Annotated in this window: 26 protein-coding genes and 1 pseudogene; 16 read left to right on the top strand and 11 right to left on the bottom strand. The window is 69.3% G+C overall.

Annotated features, from left to right (window positions below; all coding sequences use genetic code 11):
- Positions 1–6: 6 nt before the first annotated feature.
- Both ACWIHY_RS27510 and ACWIHY_RS27505 read left to right on the top strand, forming a co-directional pair.
- Positions 7–837, top strand: coding sequence for a calcium-binding protein (locus ACWIHY_RS27510; protein WP_454378360.1), 831 nt, complete (start codon positions 7–9; stop codon positions 835–837).
- A 159-nt stretch (positions 838–996) separates the two neighbouring features.
- A complete protein-coding gene (locus tag ACWIHY_RS27505) occupies positions 997–1,740 on the top strand; it encodes a calcium-binding protein (RefSeq protein ID WP_454378444.1) in 744 nt (247 codons plus the stop codon).
- Positions 1,741–1,758: 18 nt separating this feature from the next.
- Here ACWIHY_RS27505 and ACWIHY_RS27500 read toward each other — a convergent pair whose 3' ends face one another.
- Together ACWIHY_RS27500 and ACWIHY_RS27495 are read right to left on the bottom strand one after the other, a co-directional pair.
- On the bottom strand, positions 1,759–4,161 hold the full coding sequence (locus ACWIHY_RS27500) for an HAD-IC family P-type ATPase (RefSeq protein WP_454378359.1): 2,403 nt from the start codon (positions 4,159–4,161) through the stop codon (positions 1,759–1,761).
- Positions 4,162–4,297: 136 nt separating this feature from the next.
- Entirely contained in the window at positions 4,298–4,594 is a 297-nt protein-coding gene (locus ACWIHY_RS27495; protein WP_454378358.1) for a DUF2530 domain-containing protein, read from the bottom strand.
- 198 nt (positions 4,595–4,792) lie between these two features.
- Here ACWIHY_RS27495 and ACWIHY_RS27490 point away from each other — a divergent pair, with 198 nt between their 5' ends.
- The gene (locus tag ACWIHY_RS27490; protein WP_454378357.1) at positions 4,793–6,250 is read left to right on the top strand and encodes an NCS2 family permease; all 1,458 of its coding nucleotides are present in this window, start codon (positions 4,793–4,795) and stop codon (positions 6,248–6,250) included.
- Positions 6,251–6,267: 17 nt separating this feature from the next.
- Here ACWIHY_RS27490 and ACWIHY_RS27485 read toward each other — a convergent pair whose 3' ends face one another.
- A complete protein-coding gene (locus ACWIHY_RS27485; protein ID WP_069930621.1) occupies positions 6,268–6,450 on the bottom strand; it encodes a toxin-antitoxin system HicB family antitoxin in 183 nt (60 codons plus the stop codon).
- A gap of 120 nt (positions 6,451–6,570) precedes the next feature.
- Between ACWIHY_RS27485 and ACWIHY_RS27480 the strand changes: the two genes are divergently transcribed.
- Both ACWIHY_RS27480 and ACWIHY_RS27475 read left to right on the top strand, forming a co-directional pair.
- Complete coding sequence (locus tag ACWIHY_RS27480) at positions 6,571–7,008, top strand: MarR family winged helix-turn-helix transcriptional regulator (protein WP_069932509.1); 438 nt, start codon at positions 6,571–6,573, stop codon at positions 7,006–7,008.
- 31 nt (positions 7,009–7,039) lie between these two features.
- The gene (locus ACWIHY_RS27475; RefSeq protein ID WP_454378356.1) at positions 7,040–8,419 is read left to right on the top strand and encodes an MFS transporter; all 1,380 of its coding nucleotides are present in this window, start codon (positions 7,040–7,042) and stop codon (positions 8,417–8,419) included.
- A 120-nt stretch (positions 8,420–8,539) separates the two neighbouring features.
- Here ACWIHY_RS27475 and ACWIHY_RS27470 read toward each other — a convergent pair whose 3' ends face one another.
- Together ACWIHY_RS27470 and ACWIHY_RS27465 are read right to left on the bottom strand one after the other, a co-directional pair.
- Positions 8,540–8,908, bottom strand: a complete 369-nt coding sequence (locus ACWIHY_RS27470) for a fic family toxin-antitoxin system, toxin component (protein ID WP_454378355.1) — start codon at positions 8,906–8,908, stop codon at positions 8,540–8,542.
- A complete protein-coding gene (locus tag ACWIHY_RS27465) occupies positions 8,905–9,132 on the bottom strand; it encodes a hypothetical protein (RefSeq protein ID WP_454378443.1) in 228 nt (75 codons plus the stop codon). Before ACWIHY_RS27465 ends, ACWIHY_RS27470 begins: the two co-directional genes overlap by 4 nt.
- Positions 9,133–9,243: 111 nt before the next feature.
- On the opposite strand from ACWIHY_RS27465, the gene thpR reads away from it, so the two are divergent.
- Positions 9,244–9,813: an RNA 2',3'-cyclic phosphodiesterase gene (gene thpR / locus ACWIHY_RS27460; RefSeq protein WP_454378354.1), complete on the top strand. Its 570-nt coding sequence runs from the start codon at positions 9,244–9,246 to the stop codon at positions 9,811–9,813.
- A 235-nt stretch (positions 9,814–10,048) separates the two neighbouring features.
- On the opposite strand, the gene ACWIHY_RS27455 is transcribed toward thpR, so the two are convergent.
- The gene (locus tag ACWIHY_RS27455; RefSeq protein WP_454378353.1) at positions 10,049–11,047 is read right to left on the bottom strand and encodes an aldo/keto reductase; all 999 of its coding nucleotides are present in this window, start codon (positions 11,045–11,047) and stop codon (positions 10,049–10,051) included.
- Between the two features lie 365 nt (positions 11,048–11,412).
- On the opposite strand from ACWIHY_RS27455, the gene ACWIHY_RS27450 reads away from it, so the two are divergent.
- Positions 11,413–12,168 carry a class I SAM-dependent methyltransferase gene (locus ACWIHY_RS27450; protein ID WP_454378352.1) on the top strand — a complete coding sequence of 252 codons (756 nt, stop codon included), beginning with the start codon at positions 11,413–11,415 and terminating at the stop codon, positions 12,166–12,168.
- Between the two features lie 299 nt (positions 12,169–12,467).
- Here the strand turns inward: ACWIHY_RS27450 and ACWIHY_RS27445 are convergent, their stop codons facing one another.
- Together ACWIHY_RS27445 and ACWIHY_RS27440 are read right to left on the bottom strand one after the other, a co-directional pair.
- Positions 12,468–12,662, bottom strand: a complete 195-nt coding sequence (locus ACWIHY_RS27445) for a DUF397 domain-containing protein (protein ID WP_454378351.1) — start codon at positions 12,660–12,662, stop codon at positions 12,468–12,470.
- Positions 12,659–13,156: pseudogene (locus ACWIHY_RS27440) on the bottom strand (DUF5753 domain-containing protein); the annotation flags it as partial. The pseudogene ACWIHY_RS27440 and the gene ACWIHY_RS27445, both read right to left, overlap by 4 nt.
- Between ACWIHY_RS27440 and ACWIHY_RS27435 the strand changes: the two are divergent.
- From ACWIHY_RS27435 to ACWIHY_RS27425, 3 genes are all read left to right on the top strand, one after another.
- Entirely contained in the window at positions 13,104–13,232 is a 129-nt protein-coding gene (locus ACWIHY_RS27435; protein WP_454378442.1) for a hypothetical protein, read from the top strand. The pseudogene ACWIHY_RS27440 and the gene ACWIHY_RS27435 overlap by 53 nt on opposite strands.
- Before the next feature lie 122 nt (positions 13,233–13,354).
- Complete coding sequence (locus ACWIHY_RS27430) at positions 13,355–13,621, top strand: hypothetical protein (protein ID WP_454378350.1); 267 nt, start codon at positions 13,355–13,357, stop codon at positions 13,619–13,621.
- A gap of 265 nt (positions 13,622–13,886) precedes the next feature.
- Positions 13,887–15,236 carry a hypothetical protein gene (locus ACWIHY_RS27425; protein WP_454378349.1) on the top strand — a complete coding sequence of 450 codons (1,350 nt, stop codon included), beginning with the start codon at positions 13,887–13,889 and terminating at the stop codon, positions 15,234–15,236.
- Between the two features lie 212 nt (positions 15,237–15,448).
- On the opposite strand, the gene ACWIHY_RS27420 is transcribed toward ACWIHY_RS27425, so the two are convergent.
- Positions 15,449–16,159: a GDSL-type esterase/lipase family protein gene (locus ACWIHY_RS27420; protein WP_454378348.1), complete on the bottom strand. Its 711-nt coding sequence runs from the start codon at positions 16,157–16,159 to the stop codon at positions 15,449–15,451.
- 58 nt (positions 16,160–16,217) lie between these two features.
- On the opposite strand from ACWIHY_RS27420, the gene ACWIHY_RS27415 reads away from it, so the two are divergent.
- From ACWIHY_RS27415 to ACWIHY_RS27400, 4 genes are all read left to right on the top strand, one after another.
- The gene (locus ACWIHY_RS27415; RefSeq protein ID WP_454378347.1) at positions 16,218–17,225 is read left to right on the top strand and encodes a WD40 repeat domain-containing protein; all 1,008 of its coding nucleotides are present in this window, start codon (positions 16,218–16,220) and stop codon (positions 17,223–17,225) included.
- Positions 17,226–17,322: 97 nt separating this feature from the next.
- Positions 17,323–17,514 carry a DUF6381 family protein gene (locus ACWIHY_RS27410; RefSeq protein WP_454378346.1) on the top strand — a complete coding sequence of 64 codons (192 nt, stop codon included), beginning with the start codon at positions 17,323–17,325 and terminating at the stop codon, positions 17,512–17,514.
- A gap of 301 nt (positions 17,515–17,815) precedes the next feature.
- Positions 17,816–19,105: an ATP-binding protein gene (locus tag ACWIHY_RS27405; protein WP_454378345.1), complete on the top strand. Its 1,290-nt coding sequence runs from the start codon at positions 17,816–17,818 to the stop codon at positions 19,103–19,105.
- A 239-nt stretch (positions 19,106–19,344) separates the two neighbouring features.
- A complete protein-coding gene (locus ACWIHY_RS27400; RefSeq protein ID WP_454378344.1) occupies positions 19,345–19,983 on the top strand; it encodes a hypothetical protein in 639 nt (212 codons plus the stop codon).
- Positions 19,984–20,129: 146 nt separating this feature from the next.
- On the opposite strand, the gene ACWIHY_RS27395 is transcribed toward ACWIHY_RS27400, so the two are convergent.
- Entirely contained in the window at positions 20,130–20,936 is an 807-nt protein-coding gene (locus ACWIHY_RS27395) for a TetR/AcrR family transcriptional regulator (protein ID WP_454378343.1), read from the bottom strand.
- 97 nt (positions 20,937–21,033) lie between these two features.
- Between ACWIHY_RS27395 and ACWIHY_RS27390 the strand changes: the two genes are divergently transcribed.
- Complete coding sequence (locus ACWIHY_RS27390) at positions 21,034–22,050, top strand: ATP-binding cassette domain-containing protein (RefSeq protein WP_454378342.1); 1,017 nt, start codon at positions 21,034–21,036, stop codon at positions 22,048–22,050.
- Positions 22,051–22,118: 68 nt separating this feature from the next.
- Positions 22,119–22,958 carry an ABC transporter permease gene (locus tag ACWIHY_RS27385; protein WP_454378341.1) on the top strand — a complete coding sequence of 280 codons (840 nt, stop codon included), beginning with the start codon at positions 22,119–22,121 and terminating at the stop codon, positions 22,956–22,958.
- Between the two features lie 102 nt (positions 22,959–23,060).
- Here the strand turns inward: ACWIHY_RS27385 and ACWIHY_RS27380 are convergent, their stop codons facing one another.
- The gene (locus ACWIHY_RS27380) at positions 23,061–23,726 is read right to left on the bottom strand and encodes a DUF4360 domain-containing protein (RefSeq protein WP_454378340.1); all 666 of its coding nucleotides are present in this window, start codon (positions 23,724–23,726) and stop codon (positions 23,061–23,063) included.
- Between the last annotated feature and the right edge of the window lie 357 nt (positions 23,727–24,083).

Genomic DNA, 24,083 nt, shown 5'->3' with positions numbered 1-24,083 from the left:
ACATACATGCGCATACGTGCCACCGTGGCCGCCGTTTCGGGCGCCCTGGCTCTGTCCGCTCTCACCGTGCCGGCCGCGCAGGCCGATGAGAAGCCGGACCTCTCCCGCTCGCCGTTCTCCGCCAACGCACCGGCGGACGACACCATCGGTGACACCAAGATCACCAAGGTTGTCGTCAACGGCGGCAAGGACATCGTCCTTGGCACCACCGCGAAGAAGACGATCAGCATCTCGGTCACCGCCACCGACCCGGAGGGCATCTACGACGGATACGCCTTCCTCTGGCACGGCAGCAACGTCGAGAGCGACGTGGACGGCGCCCTCATCCCGGAGGCGGCCGAGGGCGACTGCACCACGGTCAACGCCACCACCTCGACCTGCAAGGTCAGCATCACGATCGACCCGCAGGTCGACCTGTGGAAGAACGCCCTGGCCGGCACCTGGAAGGTGTACGCCGGTGCGGTCGGCAACGACGGCGACCTCTACACCCGTGACGCGTACAAGACGCACCGCGTCCAGCGCTTCTCGAAGCTGACGGCCAACGCCTCGCCCGAGCCGGTCGTCAAGGGAAAGACCATCACGATCACGGGCAAGCTCTCCCGCGCCAACTGGGAGACCTCCACCTACGCGGGTTACACCAACCAGCCGGTGAAGCTCCAGTTCCGCAAGGCCGGCACCAGCACGTACACCACCGTCAAGACGGTGACGTCGAACAGCACCGGCAACCTGAAGTCGACCGTCACGGCGGCCTCCGACGGTTACTGGCGCTACTCGTTCGCGGGTACGTCGACGACCCCCGCGGTCTCCGCGGCCGGTGACTACCTCGACGTCCGCTAAGCACTGATCGCCGGACCCCGTTCGCGGGTCCGTACGACGCCGCCCCGGAGCCGCACCGGCTCCGGGGCGGCGTCGCCATCGCGGTAACTTCGCTCGACACCTCACGTCCCCGCCGGGGGGGAAGACGCGGCGGGAGGCGTGCCAACCATGGGGACTTACATGCGCATCCGTGCCACTGTGGCAGCCGTTTCCGGCGCCCTGGCCCTGTCCGCCCTCGCCGTCCCGGCCGCCCAGGCGGACGGTGGTCACGGTGACACCGCGATCGCCAAGGTGGTTGTCAACGGTGGCAAGAACGTCGTCGTCGGCACCACCGAGGTCAGGACGTTCACCGTCGCGGTCACCGCGACGGACGACTCCGGGATCGTCGGCGCCGACCTCACCCTGAACGGCCCGGGCTTCGGCTCCCTGGAGCCCACCGACGTCGACTGCCTCGACAACACGTGCACCGGCACCTTCTCGGTCAACCCGCGCACCGACCTGGCCTACTCCAACGAGAAGGCCGGCACCTGGTACGTGGACGCCTGGGTGGACGCGGCCGACGGCGACCACGTCTGGAGGCAGAAGTCCGCTTCCTTCAAGCTCCAGCGCCAGTCCACGCTGTCGGCCAACGCCTCGCCCGAGCCGGTCGTGAAGGGCAAGACGATCACGATCACGGGCAAGCTGGCCCGCGCCAACTGGGAGACGTACAAGTACGCGGGCTACACCAGCCAGCCGGTGAAGCTCCAGTTCCGCAAGGCCGGCACCACCACGTACACCACCGTCAAGACGGTGACGTCGAACGGCACCGGCGAGCTGAAGGCGACCGCCACGGCCGTGTCCGACGGTTACTGGCGCTACGCGTTCGCGGGTACGACCACCACCCCCGCGGCCACCGCGGCCGGTGACTACCTCGACGTGCGCTAGACACCTGCACCGACCCCGTTACGCGGGGAAGCGGCGGCCGACCCAGCGCCACACCAGCTCCAGGGCGGCCGCCGCCACCGCCGAGACAGCCACCGCCGTCCACGGCATCTCCGTACCGAGGAGCCGCAGCGCGAAGAAGTCCTGGAGCCACGGCACCACGAGCACCAGCACGAAGCAGAAGCCCATCGCGGCCACCAGGCCGACGCGCCACCAGGTGTACGGGCGGGCGATGATCGCCAGCACCCACATCGACACCAGGAAGAGCGTCAGCGTCGCCACGCTCGTCTCGGCGGACAGGGCGTCGGGGCCCGTGTAGTGGGAGCGGGCGAGCAGGTACGTACAGAAGGTCGCGGTCGCGGCGATGATGCCGCCGGGGATCGAGTAACGCATCACCCTGCGGACGAAGTTCGGCTGGGCCCGCTCCTTGTTGGGCGCCAGCGCCAGGAAGAACGCAGGGACGCCGATCGTCAGCGTCGACAGCAGCGTCAGGTGCCTCGGCAGGAACGGGTACTCGACCTGGGTGCACACCACGAGGATCGCCAGCAGTACCGAGTAGACCGTCTTCGTCAGGAAGAGGGTCGCGACCCGCGTGATGTTGCCGATCACCCGGCGCCCCTCGGCCACCACCGAGGGCAGCGTCGCGAAGCTGTTGTTGAGCAGCACGATCTGCGCGACCGCCCGCGTGGCCTCCGACCCGGACCCCATCGCGACCCCGATGTCGGCGTCCTTGAGCGCCAGTACGTCGTTGACACCGTCGCCCGTCATCGCGACCGTGTGGCCCTTCGACTGGAGCGCGGCCACCATCTCGCGCTTCTGCTGCGGGGTGACCCGGCCGAAGACCGCGATCCCGTCCAGCGCGTCGGCCATCTCGGCCCGCTCGGCGGGCAGGGTGCGGGCGTCGACCGTGTTCGCGGCGCCGGGCATGTCGAGCTTGGCCGCGACCGCGCCGACGGACACCGCGTTGTCGCCGGAGATGACCTTCGTCGAGACGTCCTGGTCGGCGAAGTACTGGAGGGTGTCGGCGGCGTCGGGGCGCAGCCGCTGTTCCAGGACGACCAGGGCCGTCGCCCGGGAGCCGTCCGCGACCCGCGGGCCTTCGAGCCCTCCCGGCTCCCCGGTGACCCGGGTGAGCAGCAGCACCCGCAGGCCCTGCTGGTTGAGCAGGTCGATCTCGCCGAGGTACGGGTCGTCCTTCGGCAGCAGCACATCGGGGGCGCCCAGCAGCCACGTACTGGTGGCGCCGTTGCCCTCGGTGAAGCTCGCCCCGCTGTACTTGCGGGCGGACGAGAAGGGCAGCGACTCCGTACAGCGCCAGGAGTCGGTGTCCGGGTAGGCGCTCCTGATCGCCAGAAGGCTGGCGTTCGGCCGCGGGTCGGACTCGCCGAGGGCGCCGAGCACGGTGCGCACGTACGCCTCCTCCGCGCCGGAGCCGTTCAGCGTCCGCACCTCGGTGACGTCCATGCCGCCCTCGGTCAGTGTGCCCGTCTTGTCCAGGCAGACCACGTCGACCCGTGCGAGGCCCTCGATCGCCGGCAGCTCCTGCACGAGGCACTGCTTGCGGCCGAGCCTGACCACACCGACCGCGAAGGCGACCGAGGTGAGCAGCACGAGCCCCTCGGGGATCATCGGGACGATGCCGCCGACGGTCCGGGCGATGGAGTTCCTGAGTTCGTTCTCCTTGACGACCAGCTGGCTGATGACGAGGCCGATCGAGGTCGGGATCATCAGCCAGGTGACGAACTTGAGGATCTGGTTGATGCCGTTGCGCAGTTCGGAGTGGACGAGCGTGAAGCGCGACGCCTCCTCGGCGAGCTGGGTGGCGTACGCCTCGCGGCCGACCTTGGTCGCGGTGAACGCGCCGCCGCCCGCGACCACGAAGCTGCCGGACATCACCTGGTCGCCGGGCTGTTTGAGCACCGGGTCGGCCTCGCCGGTCAGGAGCGACTCGTCGACCTCCAGGCTTTCGGCCTCGGCGACCTCGCCGTCGACGACTGCCTTGTCGCCGGGCCCGAGTTCCACCAGGTCGCCGAGGACGATCTCGGAGGTGGACACCTCGGCGGAGACCCCGTCGCGGCGGACCTTCGGTCTGGCCTCACCGATGACGGCGAGACTGTCGAGGGTCTTCTTGGCGCGCAGTTCCTGAACGATGCCGATGGCGGTGTTGGCGACGATCACGAAGCCGAAGAGGCTGTCCTGGATCGGCGCGACGAAGAGCATGACCACCCACAGCACGCCGATGATCGCGTTGAAGCGGGTGAAGACGTTGGACCGGACGATCTCGGTGGCGGAGCGAGAACTGCGCACCGGTACGTCGTTGACCTCGCCGCGGGCGACCCGCTCGGCCACTTCAGCCGTGGTGAGCCCGGTGGTCCTCGGCCTCACGACGGTCCCGTCCGAGTGGATCTCTGCCCGCTGCGTCATGGTTTCGACGGTACGACCGGATGTGCCGATTGACCCGTCGAGTGCCGGAAGACAGGACCGGAGTATGACGGAGAGGCGGCGGGGACGGGCCCTTGGACGTACGGAGCCGTGCGCGAGGCGTACGGAGCCCCTTGCCTCAGGGGGTTTCGCGTTCCGCCTCGGCCGCCTCGGCCGACTCCGCCGCCCTCGCGGCCTCCGCGCGCTCGATCGCCGCGTCGCGACCGCGCACGTACCAAATGCCGATCAGTCCGAGTCCGGCGCCGGCCAGACAGGTCCACACCCACCAGGTGGCGTCGTGGTCGTCGAACCAGGCGTAGAAGGGGAGCTGCACCAGGAAGAGGGCGAACCAGAGGATCGTGCCGCCGACGATGGTGGCGACGACGGGCCCCTCAAGGGGCTCGGGTGCCTCGTGCTTGGGGGTCCACTTCGCCATGGGGACAGTGTAGGCGGCACTTACCGGGGCGCGGAGGGGCCGGGCGGGCCAAGGGTCTACGCGCGGAGATAGCGATCTTCTCCTTATGTATTCATACTGAAACGGCTTTGGTCTGACTGGTTTTGTTCGGCTGAACATCCAATGTCGACCGCTTCCGGTTCACTCCCTGAGCTTCCCTTCTTCCGCATGAGGTCACGCATGTCTCCCTCGGTCACGGCTCCGGTCGACGCCAAGCAGCCGCCGTCTCCCCCGGAGCCGCAGAGCGGTCTCGACCGCTTCTTCAAGATCTCCGAGCGGGGCTCCACCGTCGCGCGCGAGATCCGGGGCGGTCTCGCCACGTTCTTCGCGATGGCCTACATCATCGTGCTGAACCCGATCATCCTCGGCAGCGCGAAGGACATGTACGGGCACCAGCTCGACGGGGGCCAGCTGGTCACCGCCACCGTGCTGACCGCCGCGTTCTCCACGCTGCTGATGGGCGTCATCGGCAACGTGCCGATCGCCCTCGCGGCCGGCCTCGGCGTCAACACCGTCGTCGCCCTCCAGCTCGCGCCCCGCATGAGCTGGGCCGACGCGATGGGCATGGTCGTACTCGCCGGCTTCGTCGTGATGCTGCTCGTCGCGACCGGGCTGCGGGAGCGCGTGATGAGCGCGGTGCCGCTCAGCCTGCGCAAGGGCATCGCCATCGGCATCGGCCTCTTCATCATGCTGATCGGCCTGGTCGACTCGGGCTTCGTCTCCCGCATCCCGGACGCCGCGCACACCACCGTGCCGCTCCAGCTCGGCGCCGACGGCCACCTCAACGGCTGGCCGGTCCTGGTCTTCGTCCTCGGCGTACTGCTCACGCTCGCGCTGATCGTCCGCAAGGTGCCGGGCGCGATCCTCATCTCCATCGTCGTGATGACCCTCGTCGCCCTCGCCATCAACGCGGTCGCCGACATCCCGGCCGGCGGCTGGGGGCTGACCACGCCCGAGTGGCCCGGCAACCCGGTGGCCTCGCCCGACTTCGGTCTGGTCGGCCAGGTGAGCCTGTTCGGCGGCTTCGAGAAGGTCGGCCTGCTGACCGGCGTCCTCTTCGTCTTCACCGTGCTGCTGTCCTGCTTCTTCGACGCGATGGGCACCATCCTCGGCGTCAGCGACGAGGCCAAGCTGCTGGACGAGCAGGGCAACCTGCCCGGCGTCAACAAGGTGCTGCTCATCGACGGCATCGCCGTCGCCGCCGGTGGCGCCAGCTCCAGCTCCGCCACCACCTGCTTCGTGGAGTCCACCGCCGGTGTCGGCGAGGGCGCGCGCACGGGCCTGGCGAACGTCGTCACCGGCGGCCTCTTCGCCGTGGGTCTGTTCCTGACGCCACTGGTCACCATGGTGCCGTCGCAGGCCGCCACACCGGCCCTGCTCGCGGTCGGCTTCCTGATCCTGTCGGGCTCGGTCAAGGACATCGACTGGAGCGACCACACGCTCGCGATCCCGGCGTTCCTGACCATGGTGATGATGCCGTTCACGTACTCGATCACGAACGGCATCGGCATCGGTTTCGTCGCCTTCTGCGTGCTGCGACTGGCGGCCGGGCGCGGGCGCGAGGTGCCGGCGGCGATGTACGCGGTGTCGGCGGTCTTCGCCTTCTACTACCTGATGCCGGCGCTCCAGCTCACGTAGGCGCCCCGCACGCGGCCTCATGCCAGGCCGTAGAACTTCTCCGTCTCGTCGACCGCCGTCTTGAAGCGTTCGTCGAAGTCGTCGCGAATGAGCGTCCGGACCACATAGTCCTGGACGCTCATTCCGCGTTTGGCGGCATGGTCCCGGAGGCGGTCGTGCAGCTCACCGTCTATCCGCAGGCTGAGCACTGTCGATCCCATGGAGGACAGAGTCGTTGCACCGGCCCCGACGGCGGGTCACTTTCCGGAGCTGACTCACTCGTACGGGTGACGTGGGGATACGGCTGGTCTTTAGTGTGGGTAATGAGTTAGGCTAAGTACATGCCTGACCTGTCGCACGCCGGCAATGCTGCCGCTGTGAACTCCCTGCGCTCGGCCGTCATGCGGCTGGGCCGGCGCCTGAAGCATCAGCGCGTCGACGAATCGCTGAGCCCCACCGAGATGTCGGTACTCGGCACCCTCGCCCGCTGCGGCTCGGCCACACCCGGCGAGCTGGCCCGCAAGGAGCATGTGCAGCCGCCCTCGATGACCCGCATCGTGGCGCTGCTCGAAGCCAAGGGACTGGTCAGGCTGGAGCCGCACCCTGACGACCGCCGACAGAAGGTGGTCAGCCAGACCGAGACCGCCGAGGCGATGCTCGAAGAGAGCCGCCGCAAGCGGAACGCCTGGCTGGCCGGTCTCTGCGAAGGTCTGGACGAGGACGAATGGGCGAAGCTGCGCGCTGCCGCCCCCGTCCTGGAGAAGCTCGCCCACCTCTGACCCCGCGCGCCGCCAAGGAGGCGAACCCACTTTGAGTACGGGATCCGGAGCAGACTCCGCCCCCGCACCGAACACCCACAACGAGACCCTCACCAAGGAACACAAAGGGACGGGCATGTTCTCGTCCCTGAAGATCCGCAACTACCGGCTCTTCGCCACCGGCGCCGTCGTGTCCAACACCGGCACGTGGATGTCACGCATCACCCAGGACTGGCTGGTGCTCGACCTCACCGGGTCGGCGGCGGCCGTCGGCATCACCACGGCCCTCCAGTTCCTGCCGATGCTTCTCTTCGGCCTGTACGGCGGCGTCATCGCCGACCGGTACCCGAAGCGGACTCTCCTGCTCTTCAGCCAGGCCGCCCTCGGCCTGTGCGGCGTCGCGCTCGCCGCGCTCACGCTCTCCGGCCACGTCCAGGTCTGGCACGTCTACCTGATCGCGTTCCTGCTCGGCATGGTCACGGTCGTCGACAACCCGGCCCGGCAGTCCTTCGTGTCCGAGATGGTCGGACCCGATCAGCTGCGCAACGCGGTCAGCCTGAACTCGGCGAACTTCCAGTCCGCCCGCCTCGTCGGCCCCGCCGTCGCGGGTGTGCTGATCACGACGGTCGGCAGCGGCTGGGCGTTCATGCTCAACGGCCTGTCCTTCCTCGCCCCGATCGCCGGTCTGCTGCTGATGCGCCAGAGCGAGATGCACAAGACGGAACGAGTGCCGCGCGGCAAGGGCCAGCTCCGGGAGGGCCTGCGGTACGTCTCGGGCCGCCCCGAGCTGATCTGGCCGATCGTCCTGGTCGGCTTCGTCGGCACGTTCGGCTTCAACTTCCCGATCTGGCTGAGCGCCTTCGCCGACGGCGTCTTCCACGGCGGAGCCGGGCTGTACTCCTTCTTCAACATCCTGATGGCGGCCGGTTCGCTCGCCGGCGCCCTGCTCTCCGCCCGTCGCCGCTCCTCGCGGCTGCGGATGCTGGTGGCCGCGGCGATGGCCTTCGGCCTGCTCCAGGTCGCGGCGTCGTTCTCGCCCTCCCTGTGGCTCTTCGCGATGCTGCTGGTGCCGATCGGCATGCTCGGCCTGACGGTCAACGTCACCGCCAACACGAGCGTCCAGATGGCGACCGACCCGGCGATGCGGGGCCGCGTGATGAGCCTCTACATGATGGTCTTCGCCGGCGGTACGCCGGTGGGCGCGCCCATCCTCGGCTGGGTCACCGACACCTACGGCGCGCGCGTCGGCTTCGCGACCGGCGGCGTGATCTCGCTGCTGGCAGGCGTGGGCGTGGCTGTCGTACTGGCGCGCCTCGGGGGCCTGCGCCTGAAGCTGGACCTGCGCCGGGGGCACCGGCACGTGGAGTTCGTACCGAAGGTCCCGAAGGAGGGCGACGCCGTACGCCCGAAGGAGCTTGCGACGGTGGCGTGAGCCGCCTGACGCCCTGGCTCTGACGCGTGACGCCTGCCCCCTGACGCCCGACAACGCGGGGCCCCGGACACAAAAGTGTCCGGGGCCGCGTACGTCCGTGGGGGAGGGCGGGGAGGGCTTTTACTGGGCCCAGCGGTGCAGGTGCTCGCTCAAGGCCCGCACTCCCGCGGCGCCCGGCCGGATGGAAGCCAGCACCTTCCGCAGTTCGTCGGGTGGTGGCTGAAGACTGAGGCCGTTCGCCCGCATGAACGCGCGGGCGGCAGCGAAGGCGAAGGCCTTGTTGCCGCGCTCCAAGGGGGAGAGCAGGGCGAGCGTCTGCATGAGTGCGGCTGCTTTCAGCGGCACTGAGCCGTACACCTCGTGGTCGAAGGCGCTGGCCCGGGTGCGGGCCGATCCAGCGATCAGTACGCCGAGGTCGTCCGCCTGAGGGTCGCCGGGGACCTGTTCCGCGGTCCACAACAGCTGGCTCAGGTCGAGGTGATGGGTCATGCGGCGTCGGCTTGCGTATGGGGCGGAGCGTCGTCTGCGAGATCTGCCTCGGCGAGCACGTCGCCGTACAACTCGAACGTCTCGAGCACCGCCGCTTTGTACCGCTCATTGAACTCGTCCCGCTGGAGCGTCGTGACCACGTACTCCTGGACGGTCATGTCTCTTGCTGCCGCGCGCTCCTTGATCGACTCAAGGGCTTTGCTGTCTATGCGCACGCTGAGCATCCTGGTAGCCATGTCGCCATGCTTGCACGGTGTCTGCGCAGGTGAAAGTGGAAGTTCACATTCGGGTGGGCGGCGACCGCAGTCGATCACCGGGTGCCGGAAACTGGTCGTATGAGACTCTTCGCGGCCGTACTGCCGCCCGCCGAGGCCATCGACGAACTCGCCGTTGCCGTCGATCCGCTGCACACGCTCCCCGGCGCCGAGGGCCTGCGCTGGACGGGTCACGACGGCTGGCACTTCACGCTCGCCTTCCTCGGCGAGGTGGACGAGGACCTCCTCCCCGCCGTCGAGGAACGCTTCGGCCGCGCCGCCGCCCGTCACGACCCCTTCTCCCTGCGCATCCACGGCGGCGGCCACTTCGGCCGGCGTGCCCTGTGGGCCGGGGCGGCGGGCGGCCTCGACGCGATGCGGCTGCTCGCGGACCGCGCGGACGCGGCGGCGCGGCGCGCGGGGGTGGCGATGGAGGAGCACCGGGCGTACAAGGCGCACCTGACGATCGCCCGCGGACGCACCGGCTTCGACACCGACCTGCGGCCGTACGTCCACGCGCTCGACGCCTTCGAGGGCACGGCCTGGACGGTGGGTGAGCTTGCTCTCGTCCGCAGCAACCCGCCGGCCGCCGGGGTGCCGGGCGCGCAGCCGCGTTACGAGCCGGTGCGGATCTGGCCGTTGGGGCACTGAGCGGGGCATCGGCGGGGGCGCGGGCGGGGCGTGGTGGCGAGGGACGACGGCAGGGGCGGCGGCAGAGGGGCGCGCCCCTGGCGGTTACGCTCGATACGTGGACCCGAAAAGCAGAAACCGGATCATGGCCGGTGTACTCGTGCTGATGTTCGTCGTCGTCGCCGTGGCGGCCGCGGTCGGCGGCTGACCGGACGGCCGGGGCCGCCACGGCGTGTGACGCCGGTGGCGGCCGTACCTACCAGGCGAAGGCCTCGGGAGACGGTCCCGGCCCCGGGAAGATCTCGTCCAGCGACGCCAGCACCTCCTCCGTCAGCTCCAGCTCGACCGCGCGCAGCGCCGAATCCAGCTGCTCCGCCGTGCGCGGCCCGACGATGGGGCCCGTGATCCCCGGCCGCGTGAGCAGCCAGGCCAGCGCCGTCTCGCCGGGCTCCAGCCCGTGCTTGTCCAGCAGGTCCTCGTACGCCTGCACCTGCGCGCGCACCGTCGTGTTCGCGAGCGCGTCCGCCGACCGTCCGGACGAGGAGCGGGCCGCCCCGCCCTCGCGCTCCTTGCGCAGTACGCCGCCGAGCAGCCCGCCGTGCAGCGGCGACCACGGGACGACCCCGAGCCCGTACTCCTGGGCCGCCGGGATGACCTCCATCTCGGCGCGCCGCTCGGCGAGGTTGTAGAGGCACTGCTCGCTGACCAGGCCGTACGACCCGACCCGCCGCGCGGTCTCGTTGGCGCGGGCGATGTGCCAGCCGGCGAAGTTCGACGAACCGGCGTACAGGACCTTGCCCTGCCGCACGAGTACGTCGACCGCCTGCCAGATCTCCTCGAACGGCGTGTGCCGGTCGACGTGGTGGAACTGGTAGATGTCGATGTAGTCGGTCTTCAGCCGCCGGAGGCTGGCCTCGACGGACCGGCGGATGTTGAGGGCGGAGAGGCGGTCGTGATTGGGCCACGGCGGCGCGTCGTCCAGCGCCATGTTCGCGTACCCCTTGGTGGCGAGGACGGTCTTGTCCCGCCGGTCGCCGTCCTTCGCGAACCAGGAGCCGATGATCTCCTCGGTACGGCCCTTGTTGGCGCCCCATCCGTAGGCGTTGGCGGTGTCGAAGTAATTGATGCCGGCCCCGAGAGCGGCGTCCATGATGCTGTGGCTGTCGGCCTCGCTCGTCTGGGGCCCGAAGTTCATCGTGCCGAGGACGAGGCGGCTTACCTTGAGTCCCGTGCGTCCGAGTTGCGTGTACTTCATGGTCGCCAAGCCAACGCCTTCGAGCGCGCTCGAAGCAAGGGGGCGTGCGGAGGGACGTTCCAGCCGCCGCCGACGGCCAGTTGAGCCTGGCCGAGCCCCAGGCTGGGAGTTGGTTCGAGCCGGGGACGGAGCCGGCGATCGAGCCCGAGAATCCCGCTTCGGCGTGGCTGGGATGTGCCCCGGGGCGGCGTTTGCCGGGGGTGGGGACGGAGTGGGAGCCGGGCCTGCGGGTGGAGCCTCCGGCGCGCTCGGCGGAGTCCGCGAGGCGGTCGGCCAGACGGCCCTGCCCTGCCGTACCCATGCCGTCTGAGCTGGGATTTCGTCACGTACGGGCCTAAAATTTCCCCATCGGGAAAGGGGACCGGATGGACCGGAACATACGCACGGTGGACGATGTCCTGAAGCTCCTCGACGGCCTGTTCGCGCGGGACGCCGACCGCTGGACGGCCGACGCTTCCCTCTGGTGGGACGGCTTCTACGCCGACCGGGACAAGCCGGTGCCGTTCTTCGTGGCGAAGCCGGACGAGAACCTGGTCGCGTACGCCGAGCGGGGCCTGATCACCCCCGGCCGCGCCCTGGACCTGGGGTGCGGACCGGGCCGCAACGCCCTCCACCTCGCCTCGCTGGGCTGGGAAGTGGACGCGGTCGACCTGTCCCCGCAGGCCATCGCCTGGGCGGAGGAGCGTGCCCGCGAGGCGGGCGCGGAGGTCCGGTTCCGCTGCGCCGACGCCTTCGCCCTCACGGAGGCGGAACTGGCCGAGCGGGGCGGGCCGTACGACCTCGTCTACGATTCCGGCTGCTTCCACCACCTGCCGCCGCACCGCCGGATCAGCTACCTCGCGTTGCTGGAGCGGGCACTGGCGCCGGGCGGCCATTTCGCCCTGACGTGCTTCGCGGCCGGTGGGGAGGGCATGGGCTCGGAGGTCCCCGACGCGGAGTTCTACCGCGATGCCCGGCTCCACGGCGGCCTCGCGTACACGCCGGAGTCACTGCGGTGGATCTTCGCCGACGGTGGCGGCCTGACGGAGGTCGAACTGCGCCGTATGCACGACGAACCGGCGGAGTCGCCGTCCTTCGGCGAATCCTTCCTCTGGACGGTGCTCTTCCGCCGCGAGGCCTAGCTGGTGCTGCCCCCGCCGCGCCAGGTGCTCGGCGGGGCAACAGCGGGTCGACCCGGCAGGCAGGTCAGCTGGTAGGCGACGCCGGAGGCGGAGCTGGTGCCCCGGTTCCACACCGACTTCACGTTGGTCGTCTGCGACCAGGAACAACGGATGGCGCCGTGCGGACTTTCGGCATGATGCGGTACGTCCTCTCCCGCAAGGGACTTCCCCCGTCGCCCGGGTCAATGAGCGACGCGCCCACGCCAGGGACGGGGCTACGGGAGGCCAAGGGCACCAATCGGCCAGAAGTACGGGGCTGGTCAGCGGCTGTCGTTGTTGTTGCGGTACGCCGCTACGAAGGCTGACCAGGTGGTGGGGGAGAGGGACAGGGCGGGGCGGGTGGTGTCTTTGGAGTCGCGGATGTGGATGTGGGTGGGAGTGCTGGCGATTTCGACACAGGCCCCGCCCTGGTCACCGCTGTAGCTGCTCTTGAACCAGTTGAGCTCTGTACTCATAGCGTGTCTGCCACCTGCTCAATCAATTTCGCGGATTCTTCGGGGCTGAGTGCCTGGGCTCGCAGAATGCCATACCGGGCGAACAGGTCGCTCAGGTCCGGCTGTTCGTCGACAAAGTAACTACCGCTCTGACCTTCGATGTACGCAAGCTGCCGACGTTCCGCCGTGTCCAGCAGGATCATCGGGCCGTTGAGCGCCGCATGGGTTGCCCGGTCCGGCGGCATGACTTGGATTTCGACGTTCCGCAGTCGGGCGATGTCAAGCACACGGTGCAGTTGCTCCTTCAGAACCCTCGAACCGCCGATGGGGCGGGTGAGGGCGATCTGCTCCAGAACGAAGCTGATGACCGGAGAGGGCCTGCGCTCGAAGAGCTTCTGACGTTCGAGCCGCGTGACCACGCGGGCTTCGATCTCTTCATCGTCCAGTGGCGGGCAGTGGCAGTTGAAGACGGCGCGCGCGTACGACGCGGTCTGTAGCAGGCCGGGGACCAGGTGGTTCTCGTACCAGTGGTTCTGTGGGAGCGGAAGTGGCAGAACGAGCGCGGGCGGTGGGTCACCGAACGGACGGTGACCAACGAAGCTGCCGCGTCACCGAGGCGTGGGGTTTCGCCGGCGGAAGTGCGGCGGGCACGGAGTACGGGGCTGCCGGTCAACGGGGTGAGGTCGGTGGTGGGCTTCCTGCGGCATCGGTTGGTGCAGAAGATGCCGGAGGTGTCGTCGGCCGCACGCATGCTCACTACGGCGGCGCTTCCGCCGGACCGCGTCCGGGGTGAGTTGGTGCAGTGCGCGGGGCCGGGTGAGGAGCACGTGTTCAGACAGGTGGCGGGGGAGTCGGAGTGCGGGGAGTGCCGGAGGGCGACGGCGGCCAGGGAGGCGGGCCTCGACCTCTGGCCGCGTGTCCGGACCGTACGGCTGCCGTGGCGGGAACGGGTCACGGCGATCCAAGCCGGCATGGCGTGAGGGGCGGTCGTCGGTGCGGCCTCCCCATTCCGCCTCGTTGAGGATTTGACTTCGTCGTGACCTGTAGTGACCCGCGGCCATGTTGGCGCGGCTGCTGTGTGGTTGGGCGCCTCCGGGCCGCGCGCCCGGGTTGCGGGACGCGGTGAGGGGGCGAAGAGTGGTTCTTGTAACGCCTGTGCACCGTTGAGCTTGATCTCCGGTAACCCTGGGCGCCTGAAGGGCGAACCCCAAAGGGGCAAACATCACAAGCGCACCTGGAAGCGTCATGGCCAAAACCGCTCGGCGACGAATCTCCCGCATTGCTGGCGCGTCCTGCTTGGCGGCCGCGCTCGCATTTCCGATAGGCATGAGCACTGCTGTGGCAGCGCCCGATGTCGTCGCCCAAGCGACGACGGCAGGAGCTCCCGATCCTCCCGATCCTCCGGACCCGCCGCCGCAGGAGGAGCAGCAGGACCCGCCGCCGCAGGAGGAGCAGCAGGACCCGCCGCCGCAGGAGGAGCAGCAGGACCCGCCGCCGCAGGAGGAGCAGCAGCAGGAGGAGGACACGCCGCAGCAGGAGCAGCAGGACCAGCAGGAGGACCCGCCCCAGGAGGAGCAGGAGCAGCAACAGCAACAGCAACAGCAACAAAGGCAGGGCATCACGGAGGAGAAGCAGAAGGCAGTCGAGCAACAGGTGGAGAACGCGCCGGAGGACGTGAAGGCGAGCCTGGACACGGTGTTGACCGACACGCTGAAGGTAATCAACAACCCGGCCACGTCGGCGGCGGACAAGGCCCTCTACACGGGTGTCGTGAACCAGCTCAGCGTAACGCTGAACCTCATCGACAGCCCGAATACGTCGGCGGAGGACAAGGCCACGTACACGAAGGCCGTGGCGGGGATGGCCGAAGCGCTGAAACTGTCCCAGGACGCGAAGAGGTCGGCGGTTGATCGGGCCGCATACAGGGATATTGCGCAGAGTCTCTCGTTCTTCTCCTTCGTTGTTCAGGAACCCACTACACCGCCGGAGAGCAAGGCGTTCTTCAGGGCGAACCTCGAATTGCTCAGCGATGCGCTGGTGGCACTCTCGAAGCCGAAGCCGGCGGAACCGAAGGAGGGCGAAAAGAAGCCTGAGGAAAAGAAGCCGGAGGAAAAGAAGGAGGAGGAAAAGAAGGTCGAGACGGGAGTGAAGAAGACCACCGAAGCGATGAAGGCAATCCAGAACCCGAGGACGAAGCCGAAGGATCCGCAGGATCAGGAGAAGATCCAGCAGGTCGTGGAGAAGAACAGTCAGGCGCTGGTGACGGTCCAGGACCCGAACGCGTCGGAGGATGAGCGGAACGACGCACAGGCAACGGTGGACCAGCTGGACGGCGCCACCCAGAATTCCCAGTTCCTGGAGCTCATGGAAGAGGTCAAGCGCCTCGGGGCGCCCTCGGCCTGTGTCGAGAAGATAGAGAGCCGGACAAGTGAGGCCGGCTGGCCGGATGGATCTCTCTGGGGTCTCTCTGATCCGTCGTGTGCCGATACCGTGTCTGCGGGCGCCAGTGAAGGCGGCAAGTGGGGCCCGATGTTCGAATGCGTGTCCAGCAAGCCATTCTCTGAATGTGCGGGCACCATTCCCAAGGAGGACTGAAACCGCGAAGCTGGTCCACCTTCGGTCCCGTGTGATGTGAACGGTCCAGCAGAAAACCCCCCGCCAAGGGATTCCGCGGGGGGCTTTCTCTGTTTGGCCGGGCCGCTGTACGGCCTCGGTGCCCGGAGCCGATCGGCGTGCTCCTTAGTACCTGATCGGCTGACAGGCCGTCACCCTGCCTGGCAGTACCGGAGATACGCACGGTGACCGCGTTACGCGCGGCTGAACGAGGCGGCGGGGGCGGAGGTGTACGGCGTGCCCAGGCCCCACGCCGCGTGCATCGCGTCGGCGAAGGCCGCCGCCAGTTTGTGTTCGCCCGTCGGGCCCGGGTGCGTGCCGTCGTACGTGTCCTGGTGGATGTCGTACGTCGGGTGAGGCGCCGCCAGCAGCAGCGGGGACGTGCCGGGCGCGTCGAGATTCGCGACCGCCTTCGTCAGGAGCTCGTTGAAGCGGTCGCACTCGGCGGCGAAGGGCGCGTCCGACTCCGCCCGGACGTTGGGGATGACCGGGTGGATCACCATGCGGACGCGCGGGTTGGCCGCGCGGGCCTCCGCTATGAAGCGCTCCGTGTTCTCCGCCGTCTGGACCGCGTCCGTATAGAAGCCGAGGTCTATCAGGCCCAGCGAGACCAGCAGGACGTCCGCCTTCGTCGCGGCGATCGTCTCCCCGATCAGGGGCGCCATGTGCAGCCAGCCCTCGCCCCACCCGGACAGGTGGCGGCGGGCGTGCTCGGGGAACGCGGGGTCGGCGTACTCGTACGACAGCGGCGCGTTGGCGAAGGTGTCGTACAGCTCGGTGCGGGGGCCGACGATCCGGAAGGGGCCGCCGTACGACGCCACCAGGTGCTGCCACATGCGATAGCGCCACGTGAAGTCCCCGGCGCGCCCGATGGTCATGGAGTCGCCGACGAACAGGAAGCGCATTGCGTCATCATCCCGGATCGGCGCCGTGGCCTGCGACGTGATGATGAACACTTGGGCCATGCGCCCGCTCTCGTACGTCGTCGCCCCCAGTGCAGCCGCCGTCCTTCTCCTGCTCGCGTCCGGCACCGCTTTCGCCGACGACGGCTTCACCATCAAGGACCCCCGCATCACCGAGTCCAGTGGGCTCGCGGCCAGTCGTGTCCACCCCGGCATCTACTGGACGCACAACGACAGCGACGACGGGGCTTTCGTGTACGCCGTGGACTCCAGGAGCGGCGAGACGGTCGCGACCCTCACCATGCGCGGGATCGGCTCGCCGCGCGATGTCGAAGGCATCTCGATCGGACCCGACGGCAACCTGTACGTCGGCGACATCGGCGACAACCTCGACGGCAGCTGGAGCCATGTGTGGATCTACCGCTTCCCCGAGCCCGAGCAGCTCAGGGACGCCACGGTCGACGCGACGCAGTTCACCGTGAAGTACGCCGACGGTCCCCGCAACGCCGAGGCGCTGATGGTGCATCCCAAGACCGGCCGCGTCTACATCGCCAGCAAGAACGAGGACGGCGGCGGGCTCTACGAAGGGCCCGCCCGGTTGTCGGCCGGCGGTGCGAACGTCTTCCGGCGGGTGGGCGAGGTGCCTTGGGTGACGGACGGGGCGTTCTCCCCGGACGGCAAGGAGCTGGTGCTGCGCTCGTACTTCAGCGCCCGCGCGTACGTGTGGAAGGCCGACGGGCGGCTGGGGGCCGACCGGTCGGTGAGCGCGCCGTTCCAGGGACAGGCCGAGTCGGTGACGTACACGGCTGACGGGACGGCCATGATGTTCGGTTCGGAGGGCGACGGAAGCGACGTCCAACGGGTGGAAGTGAAGGGGCGGCCCGGCGGCGGGGAGGGGTCCGGCGCCAAGTCGCCGCCCTCGGGAGGAGGTTCGGGGGACGAGGGCGAGGAGGGTGACGGCGGTGGTGAGACCGGGGGCGGTGACGGGAAGGTCACCTTGGGGTTTGTTGTGGTCGGGGGTGTCATCGTCGCGTTCCTCGGGCTGAAGCGGCTGATGCGACGGTCCTAGGTGGGGGCATCACGGAGAGTGATCGTTCGACGTGCGAGGGTGACGAAGCCCTGTTTCGCTGGAGGGGACCCGCTCTCCCTAGCGTCAAGGAGTGACGATGAGCGTTGCAGGCGAATCCAGTGGCCGTGTGCAGCAGATGCGCGAGAAGGCCGAGCAGCTGAAGCAGGCGGCCGAGCGCGCGACTGATCCGCAGGAGCGTCAGAAGCTGCAGGAGAAGGCGCAGCGGTTGCAGGAGCAGAGCCGGCAGGAGGGCTCGATGGGCGGCCAGCAGGTGTTCCCGCCCGAGTAGTCCGGCCGGCCCGTCGGCAGGCAGGATCACAAGCCGATGGCCTTCCGTCCCGCGCGAGCGGGCGGGGGGCCATCGGTGCGTCGCCCTCCTGTGCTGCGTCGCTCCGGGCAGTCATGCCTTCCTGCACTCCGGGCCCCTGCCCTCCGCACCCTCGCCCTCCGGACCCCTGCCCTCCCGCTTCTTGGCTACCGACGGATCGTCCGACTTCCCACCCCGGATTGTGCGCAGTGGAGCAGGACCCGCCGCAGCGTCGCCCCTAGCCTCACCGGAACAGCACCAGCACCTACGAGGGGCGGTTTCGGTGAACTGGCTCATCCACGACTACCGCGAGAGCGATCTCGCGGCAGTGGTCCACCTGATCGACACCACGGCCGAGCTCGGGCAGGAGTCGGTCTTCTCGCTCGCCGAGTGCATCGGTGCGCTCACCTCCCGGCAGCCCGCCGTCGTCGCCGTGCACCAGGGCGTCCCCATCGGCGCGGCGCTCGCCTGTGTGGCGGGGGAGCGCGCCTGGGTGATGCGCATCGCGATCTCCTCCGCCTGGCGCGGGCGCGGCCTGGCCAGTGCGCTCCTCGTGGAGCTGGAGCGGCGGCTCGTAGCCGCCCGCGTGGGGCGTATCGCGTACGTGCTGCCCGAGGAGGACCTGCTCGGTGAGGGGCTGCTGAACGCGGGGTACACGCGTCGGCCCGCCGTCGCGTACTTCGAGAAGGTCGAGCCGCTCCACGGCCCCTCGGCCAACCTCCTGGAGGACCTCGGCGGGCGCTTCCTGCCCAGCGACCTCTGGGCCAAGGTGGCCGGCATGGAGGCGGAGAAGGACCTGATCGAGCGGCGCGTCGTACTGCCGCTCGCCCAGCCGGAGCGAGCCGCCCGGCACGGGGTCCGGCCGCCGCGCGCGGTGGCTCTCTTCGGGCCTCCGGGGACCGGCAAGACGACGTTCGCGCGAGGCATCGCCTCCAAGCTCGGCTGGCCGTTCGTCGAGCTGCTGCCGTCGCGACTGGCCGACGAGGGCAATCTGGCGGCGGCCCTGCGCGACGCGTTCGCCCGGATCGCCGAGCTCGAGCGGGTGCTCGTCTTCATCGACGAGGTCGAGGAGATCGCTCCCGTACGGACCGAGCCCGCCCAGCCCGGCGGGATGCACGGCGTGACCAACGAGCTGCTCAAACTCATACCCGGCTTCCGCGAGGGCGACGAGCGGCTGCTGGTGTGCGCCACCAACTCCATCCGGTCGCTCGACCCGGCGTTCTTGCGGCCCGGCAGGTTCGACTACCTGATCCCCATTGGTACGCCGGACACGGCGGCGCGGGCGGCGATCTGGGCCCGGTACGCGGACGGCCGGGCGGACGTGGACGTGGCGCGGCTGGTGCGGGAGAGCGAGCTGTTCACCCCGGCCGACATCGAGCACGCGGCCCGTATCGCCGCCCAGGCCGCTTTCGAGCGGGACCTGGAGGAGATCGGAGCCGGTACGGGCGATCCGCGCGCGCTGGGAGCGAGTACGGAGGACTATCTGGCGGCCGTCGGACAGTGCCGGCCGACGGTGACGCCCGCGATGATCGACCAGTTCGACGCGGACATCACGGCTCACGCACGGTTCTGAGGTTCTGCGGCCGCTCCGAGGTCCGCTGTCGCTCCGAGGTCCGCCGGCCGCGCGCCGGTGGCCGCGACGGCCTGCGGCGCGCGCGTCACCTGCCCCCGGTGAGAAAATGGGACGTAAGCCTCGGGGATGCTCACGTCGCGTGGGAGGCCACGATGATGGCGTCGCAGAGCACGCAAACCCCTTCCGCTTCTCATCCGGAACCCGCCCCTCACCGAGACCTGTGGCCCGGGATCGCCGGCGTGGTGGCAGGCGCGTTGCTGATCGCGGGGCACATCCTGTGGCTCCGTACCCCGGACACGACCGGGTCGGACGCGATCAGGAACGTCGTGAACTTCTACTCGAAGGACAGCAACAAGGCCCTGGCGGAGACGTCGGTCCCGCTGCTGCTGGCGGCGGCCCTGCTGTTCATGTTCTTCCTGGTCGCGCTGTCGAGGCTGGCGGGCAACCGCTCGCATCTCGTGCTGGTGGGCGGCGCCGTGTTCACCGTGTTCCTCATGGTCTCGGCGATCGCCGGCAACATCTTCGCGATCACGGTGGACACCTCCGACGTGTTCCCGGTCGGCCCGGAGACGGCGCTCATCGCGATCCTGCTCCTGGACCTGGCGTACGGCGCGGCGATCGCGGCGATGCTCGGCGCGGCGGTGCTGCTGTTCGCGGTCTGGCGAGCGGCACGCGAGTCGCGGGCCGTGCCGATGTGGCTCGCGTGGTTCGGGTTCGTGGTCGCGGTGCTCTCGCTGGCCGCGCCGTTCAGCGCATGGGCCACGCCTTTGCTGCTGGGGGTGTGGATCCTGGTGGCGGGCGTGGTGCTGATCATGAACGCGCGGGTGGCGCAGCGGGACCACGTGCAGCAGCCGGCCGTGGCGCCCGGTGTGTCCTGACATCCGGTATGCCTACGCATGCCCTGGTGTTCGGTACGTCCTGACGCATGCCTTGGTGTTCGGTACCTCGTGACGCATGCCTGATGTTTGGTACGTCCTGACGTCGGCTCACGTCCCGACGTCAGGCACGTCCCGGGCCCGCCCCCTCACTTCCCCGCCGCACGCTCCGCCACCAGCACCTCGAAGCCCGCGATCAGCCGGCGCAGGCCGAAGGCGAAGTGGTCGAAGTCGGTGGCGAACGCGTCCTCGTCCAGAGCCGCCAGCAGCGGGAACTCGCCGCTCGCCATGGCCCCTTCGAGGAAGGGCATCTGGCCTGCCCAGAAGTCCTCGTGGCTCAGCCCCGTCTCCTTGGCCGCCTCGTCGGCCTCGGCCTCCATGCGGGCGATTCCGATGACGAAGCTCTGCACCGCGATGATCGTGGAGATCAGCTCCTGGTCCCGGAGCCCCATGCCCTTGAGGCCGAACAGCGACACTTCGAGCCCTCGCACCGCGCTCGGGCCGAGCACCGTGCGCGCCTGGTTGATCTTCAGCAGCCACGGATGGCGCCGCAACAGGTCCAGATGGGTGCCGGCCATGGACTCGACGGCCGCCCGCCAGTCCACCGGCTCCTGGGTGCCGACGGAGTCCAGCGGCTCCCCCTGCACGCGGTCGAGCATGAGGTCGAGCAGCTCGGCCTTCCCCGGTACGTAGCGGTACAGCGACATCGTTCCGGTGCCCAGGTCGGTGGAAAGGCGGCGCATCGAGACCGCGTCGATGCCCTCGGCGTCCGCGATCGCGACGGCGGCGGCAACGATGCGGTCGAGTGTGAGGCCGGGCTTGGGGCCGCGGCTGGGGCGGTCGCCCGTGCCCCACAGCAGTTCGAGGCTGCGGCTGATGTCGCCGGCGCCGCTCGTGGCGCCGCTCCCAGAGCCGCTCGTGCCGCCTGCTCCGCCGGTCCCGGTCGTCTTCTTCATGGGCTCACCTTAAATCTCCCGTCGGAAACTGAGTACGGTGTACTCTCATTCGGGTACGCTGTACTCAGTTTCGTCGTGAGTGGGAAGGGAGCCCTTTGTGAGTGCCACCGATTACGCCGTGCGGGCGGAAGGAATCCAGAAGCGGTACGCCGAGAAGGGCGCGAAAGGGGGCAAGGGCGCCGAGGGAGGCAGGGGCGGTGCCGAGAAGCTCGCCCTCGACGGCTTCGACCTCGCCGTCCGCGCCGGCACCGTCCACGGTCTGCTCGGCCCCAACGGCGCGGGCAAGACGACCGCCGTGCGCGTCCTGGCCACGTTGCTCAAGTTCGACGGCGGCCGGGCGGAGGTCGCGGGAGTGGACGTGGCCCGCGATCCCCGGCTCGTACGCAGCCGGATCGGTCTCGCCGGCCAGTACGCGGCGGTCGACGAGGTGCTGACCGGGCGGCAGAACCTCGAAATGTTCGGCCGCCTCTTCCACCTCGGCGGCAAGCGGGCCAAGGTGCGGGCCGGTGAACTCCTGGAGCAGTTCGACCTGGTGGAGGCCGGTGACAAGGGCGTGAGCGCCTACAGCGGAGGGATGCGGCGCCGGCTCGACCTCGCCGCGTCGATGATCCTCGCCCCGCGCGTGCTCTTCCTCGACGAGCCGACGACCGGGCTGGATCCGCGTGGGCGGGGCGAAGTGTGGGACGCGGTACGGGCCTTGGTGGCCGGCGGTACGACCGTACTGCTGACGACCCAGTACCTGGAGGAGGCGGACAAGCTCGCCTCGAGCATCACCGTCATCGACCGGGGGCGCGCCATCGCCGCCGACACCCCGGACGGCCTGAAGAACCGGGTCGGCGGCGACCGTATCGAGGTCGTGGTCGGGAGCGCGGCGGATCTCGCGGTGGTGGCCAAGGTGATCTCCCGCGTCTCGGAAGCCGAACCGGAGACGGACGAGGCGGCCCTGCGGGTGCACGCGCAGGTCGACGACAGGGTCGCGGCCCTGACAGAGGTGGCGCGGACGTTGCAGGACGAGGGGATCGCGGTGGAGGACATCGGACTGCGCAGGCCGAGTCTCGACGACGTATTCCTGCGCCTGACCGGACACCGCGCGGAACTGGAGGCAGCGGCATGAGCACTGTGGACTCTGCGGGCACCGTGGACACTTTGAGTACTGCGGACTCTGCGGGCACCGTGGACACTTTGAGTACCGCGGACTCCGTGGGCATCGCGGACGTGACCGCGACGGGACCCGTGCGGCGGCTCTACTGGGCGCTGGCGGACTGCTGGAACGTCACGCGGCGCACGCTCACCCACTACCAGCGCCAGCCCGTCGCCATCGTCTGGCAGCTCGGCTTCCCGATCGTCTCCGTGCTGCTGTACGGGTTCGTCTTCGGCGAGGCGATGGCGGTGCCCGGGAGCGGGGACTACCGGGAGTTCCTGATGCCCGGCATGTTCGCCTCGACCATGGCCTTCGGGTTCATGAACACGGCGATGGCCGTGGTCACCGACTCCACGAAGGGAGTCATCGACCGTTTCCGTTCCATGCCGATGGCCCCGTCGGCGGTGGCGTCCGGGCGGGGAGTGTCCGATCTGCTGGTCGCCTGCGCCGAGTTGACGATCCTCGCGGTGACGGCCCTCCTTATCGGCTGGGAGGCCGAGGGCGGCGCGCCCGCCGCGGTGGGGGCCTTCGGGCTGCTTCTGCTGTTGCGCTTCAGCCTGATCTGGGTCGGGGTGTGGCTCGGGCTGCTCGTACCCAACGCGGAGGCGGCCGGCGGGCTCTACGCGGTGGCCTTCCCGCTGACGATGATCTCCAGCATCTTCGTCGCGCCGTCCCTGATGCCGAGCTGGCTGGGGCCGGTCGCGGCCTGGAATCCCGTCTCGTCGACGGTCACGGCGACCCGCGAACTGTTCGGCCAGCCGGTGAGCGGCGGCTCGTGGATCGAGGAGAACGCGGTGCTGATGGCGGTGGTCTGGCCGCTGGTGATCACAGCGGTGTTCCTGCCGCTGGCGGTGCGGCGGTTCCAAGGGCTGAGCCGGTGAGTCGGTGACCGGCTGAGCCGCTCAGCCGGTGGGTGGGTGACCGGCTGAGCAGGGGGTTTGGGGGGTGGGCCCGGGAGGGGGTGCGGGCCCACCCGGTCGTGGTTAGGCCGGGCACTCCTTCCAGGCCAGCCGGTAGATGGTCTTGATGTCGCCGTCCGTCGAGTCCATGGCGATGAAGCTGTTCGTCTTCGACGGGTCGGAGGTGCCCGCGCTGACCCGCAGCTCGGTGTTGATGTTGAAGTTCCGCTTCACCCCGCAGGGCGCCCATACCAGCTGGCCCCAGTCGGTCTCGTCGGTGGCCTGCCAGTTGTTGTCGTACGGCCCGTTGTACGGGTGGGACCTGGACGCGGTGTCGGGCGAGCCCTGGAAGTAGTACGACGCCTTCTGGACGGCGCTCGCGCCCGGCTGGAGACGGGCGTAGCCCCGGTAGTCGGCGCTGGCCACCGCGTAGGTGAAGCCGTGCGGGACGTGCACGATCAGGTTGAGCTGGCAGTTCTTGCGGAAGTCGGTCGGCTTCGCGCCCACGCCGACTTGGGCGAGGTAGTCGCTGTACGTGACGGTGAAGGCCGTGTTGTCCGGGGAAACGGCGACTGCCGCCGTTCCCTGCCGGCAGCCCGACCCGTTGACGGTCGCGACCTCGATGACGATCTTGTCGGGCGGGATGACGATTTTGTGGGTCGCCGCCGCTGTCGCGTTGTGTGCGAACAGGGCGGAGGCGAGCAGCGTGGCGGCCGCACCGCCGGCGAGCATCGTTCGGTGTCTGGGCATGGTGCTCCGATCGGTCGTCGGACGAACTTGGGGGGTCCAACCGAAGGAACTGGCTGTCGTGCGTGGAACTGAGCCGACACAAGAGCTGACGTGAGCATGTCAAACATTCAAGCGGTTCCGACCGGTGCTCGAAGCGCCGGAACCCTTCGGACTGTAGGCAGTGCGGCCGGACCTGCATAGAGCGGTTATCGGCCGAGCGCGTGGAGCGGGGCGAGACGAGCGGGCCGAAACAGGGGCATGGAAAGGGGCCCGTCCGACGGTGCGGACGCTGTTGGTTAATTCGGCCCTTGCTGTGCCCCGCCGAGCGTCAGCTCGGCGGGGCACAGCGCTGCGAAGTGGCTGGTGCGGGTGAGGGCA

The sequence above is a fragment of the Streptomyces sp. NPDC055287 genome (genome assembly GCF_053646035.1).
The sequence above is the reverse complement of the archived record's forward strand: the minus strand, read 5'-3'. Positions and strand labels throughout refer to the sequence as shown.

Excerpts from the sequence above, each read along its gene's own strand:
- ACWIHY_RS27510 (WP_454378360.1), top strand. The coding sequence starts at position 7 with ATGCGCATACGTGCCACCGTGGCCGCCGTTTCGGGCGCCCTGGCTCTG.
- ACWIHY_RS27505 (WP_454378444.1), top strand. The coding sequence starts at position 997 with ATGCGCATCCGTGCCACTGTGGCAGCCGTTTCCGGCGCCCTGGCCCTG.
- ACWIHY_RS27500 (WP_454378359.1), bottom strand. The coding sequence starts at position 4,161 with ATGACGCAGCGGGCAGAGATCCACTCGGACGGGACCGTCGTGAGGCCG.
- ACWIHY_RS27495 (WP_454378358.1), bottom strand. The coding sequence starts at position 4,594 with ATGGCGAAGTGGACCCCCAAGCACGAGGCACCCGAGCCCCTTGAGGGG.
- ACWIHY_RS27490 (WP_454378357.1), top strand. The coding sequence starts at position 4,793 with ATGTCTCCCTCGGTCACGGCTCCGGTCGACGCCAAGCAGCCGCCGTCT.
- ACWIHY_RS27485 (WP_069930621.1), bottom strand. The coding sequence starts at position 6,450 with ATGGGATCGACAGTGCTCAGCCTGCGGATAGACGGTGAGCTGCACGAC.
- ACWIHY_RS27480 (WP_069932509.1), top strand. The coding sequence starts at position 6,571 with ATGCCTGACCTGTCGCACGCCGGCAATGCTGCCGCTGTGAACTCCCTG.
- ACWIHY_RS27470 (WP_454378355.1), bottom strand. The coding sequence starts at position 8,908 with ATGACCCATCACCTCGACCTGAGCCAGCTGTTGTGGACCGCGGAACAG.
- ACWIHY_RS27465 (WP_454378443.1), bottom strand. The coding sequence starts at position 9,132 with ATGCTCAGCGTGCGCATAGACAGCAAAGCCCTTGAGTCGATCAAGGAG.
- thpR (WP_454378354.1), top strand. The coding sequence starts at position 9,244 with ATGAGACTCTTCGCGGCCGTACTGCCGCCCGCCGAGGCCATCGACGAA.
- ACWIHY_RS27455 (WP_454378353.1), bottom strand. The coding sequence starts at position 11,047 with ATGAAGTACACGCAACTCGGACGCACGGGACTCAAGGTAAGCCGCCTC.
- ACWIHY_RS27450 (WP_454378352.1), top strand. The coding sequence starts at position 11,413 with ATGGACCGGAACATACGCACGGTGGACGATGTCCTGAAGCTCCTCGAC.
- ACWIHY_RS27445 (WP_454378351.1), bottom strand. The coding sequence starts at position 12,662 with ATGAGTACAGAGCTCAACTGGTTCAAGAGCAGCTACAGCGGTGACCAG.
- ACWIHY_RS27425 (WP_454378349.1), top strand. The coding sequence starts at position 13,887 with ATGGCCAAAACCGCTCGGCGACGAATCTCCCGCATTGCTGGCGCGTCC.
- ACWIHY_RS27420 (WP_454378348.1), bottom strand. The coding sequence starts at position 16,159 with ATGCGCTTCCTGTTCGTCGGCGACTCCATGACCATCGGGCGCGCCGGG.
- ACWIHY_RS27415 (WP_454378347.1), top strand. The coding sequence starts at position 16,218 with ATGCGCCCGCTCTCGTACGTCGTCGCCCCCAGTGCAGCCGCCGTCCTT.
- ACWIHY_RS27410 (WP_454378346.1), top strand. The coding sequence starts at position 17,323 with ATGAGCGTTGCAGGCGAATCCAGTGGCCGTGTGCAGCAGATGCGCGAG.
- ACWIHY_RS27395 (WP_454378343.1), bottom strand. The coding sequence starts at position 20,936 with ATGAAGAAGACGACCGGGACCGGCGGAGCAGGCGGCACGAGCGGCTCT.
- ACWIHY_RS27380 (WP_454378340.1), bottom strand. The coding sequence starts at position 23,726 with ATGCCCAGACACCGAACGATGCTCGCCGGCGGTGCGGCCGCCACGCTG.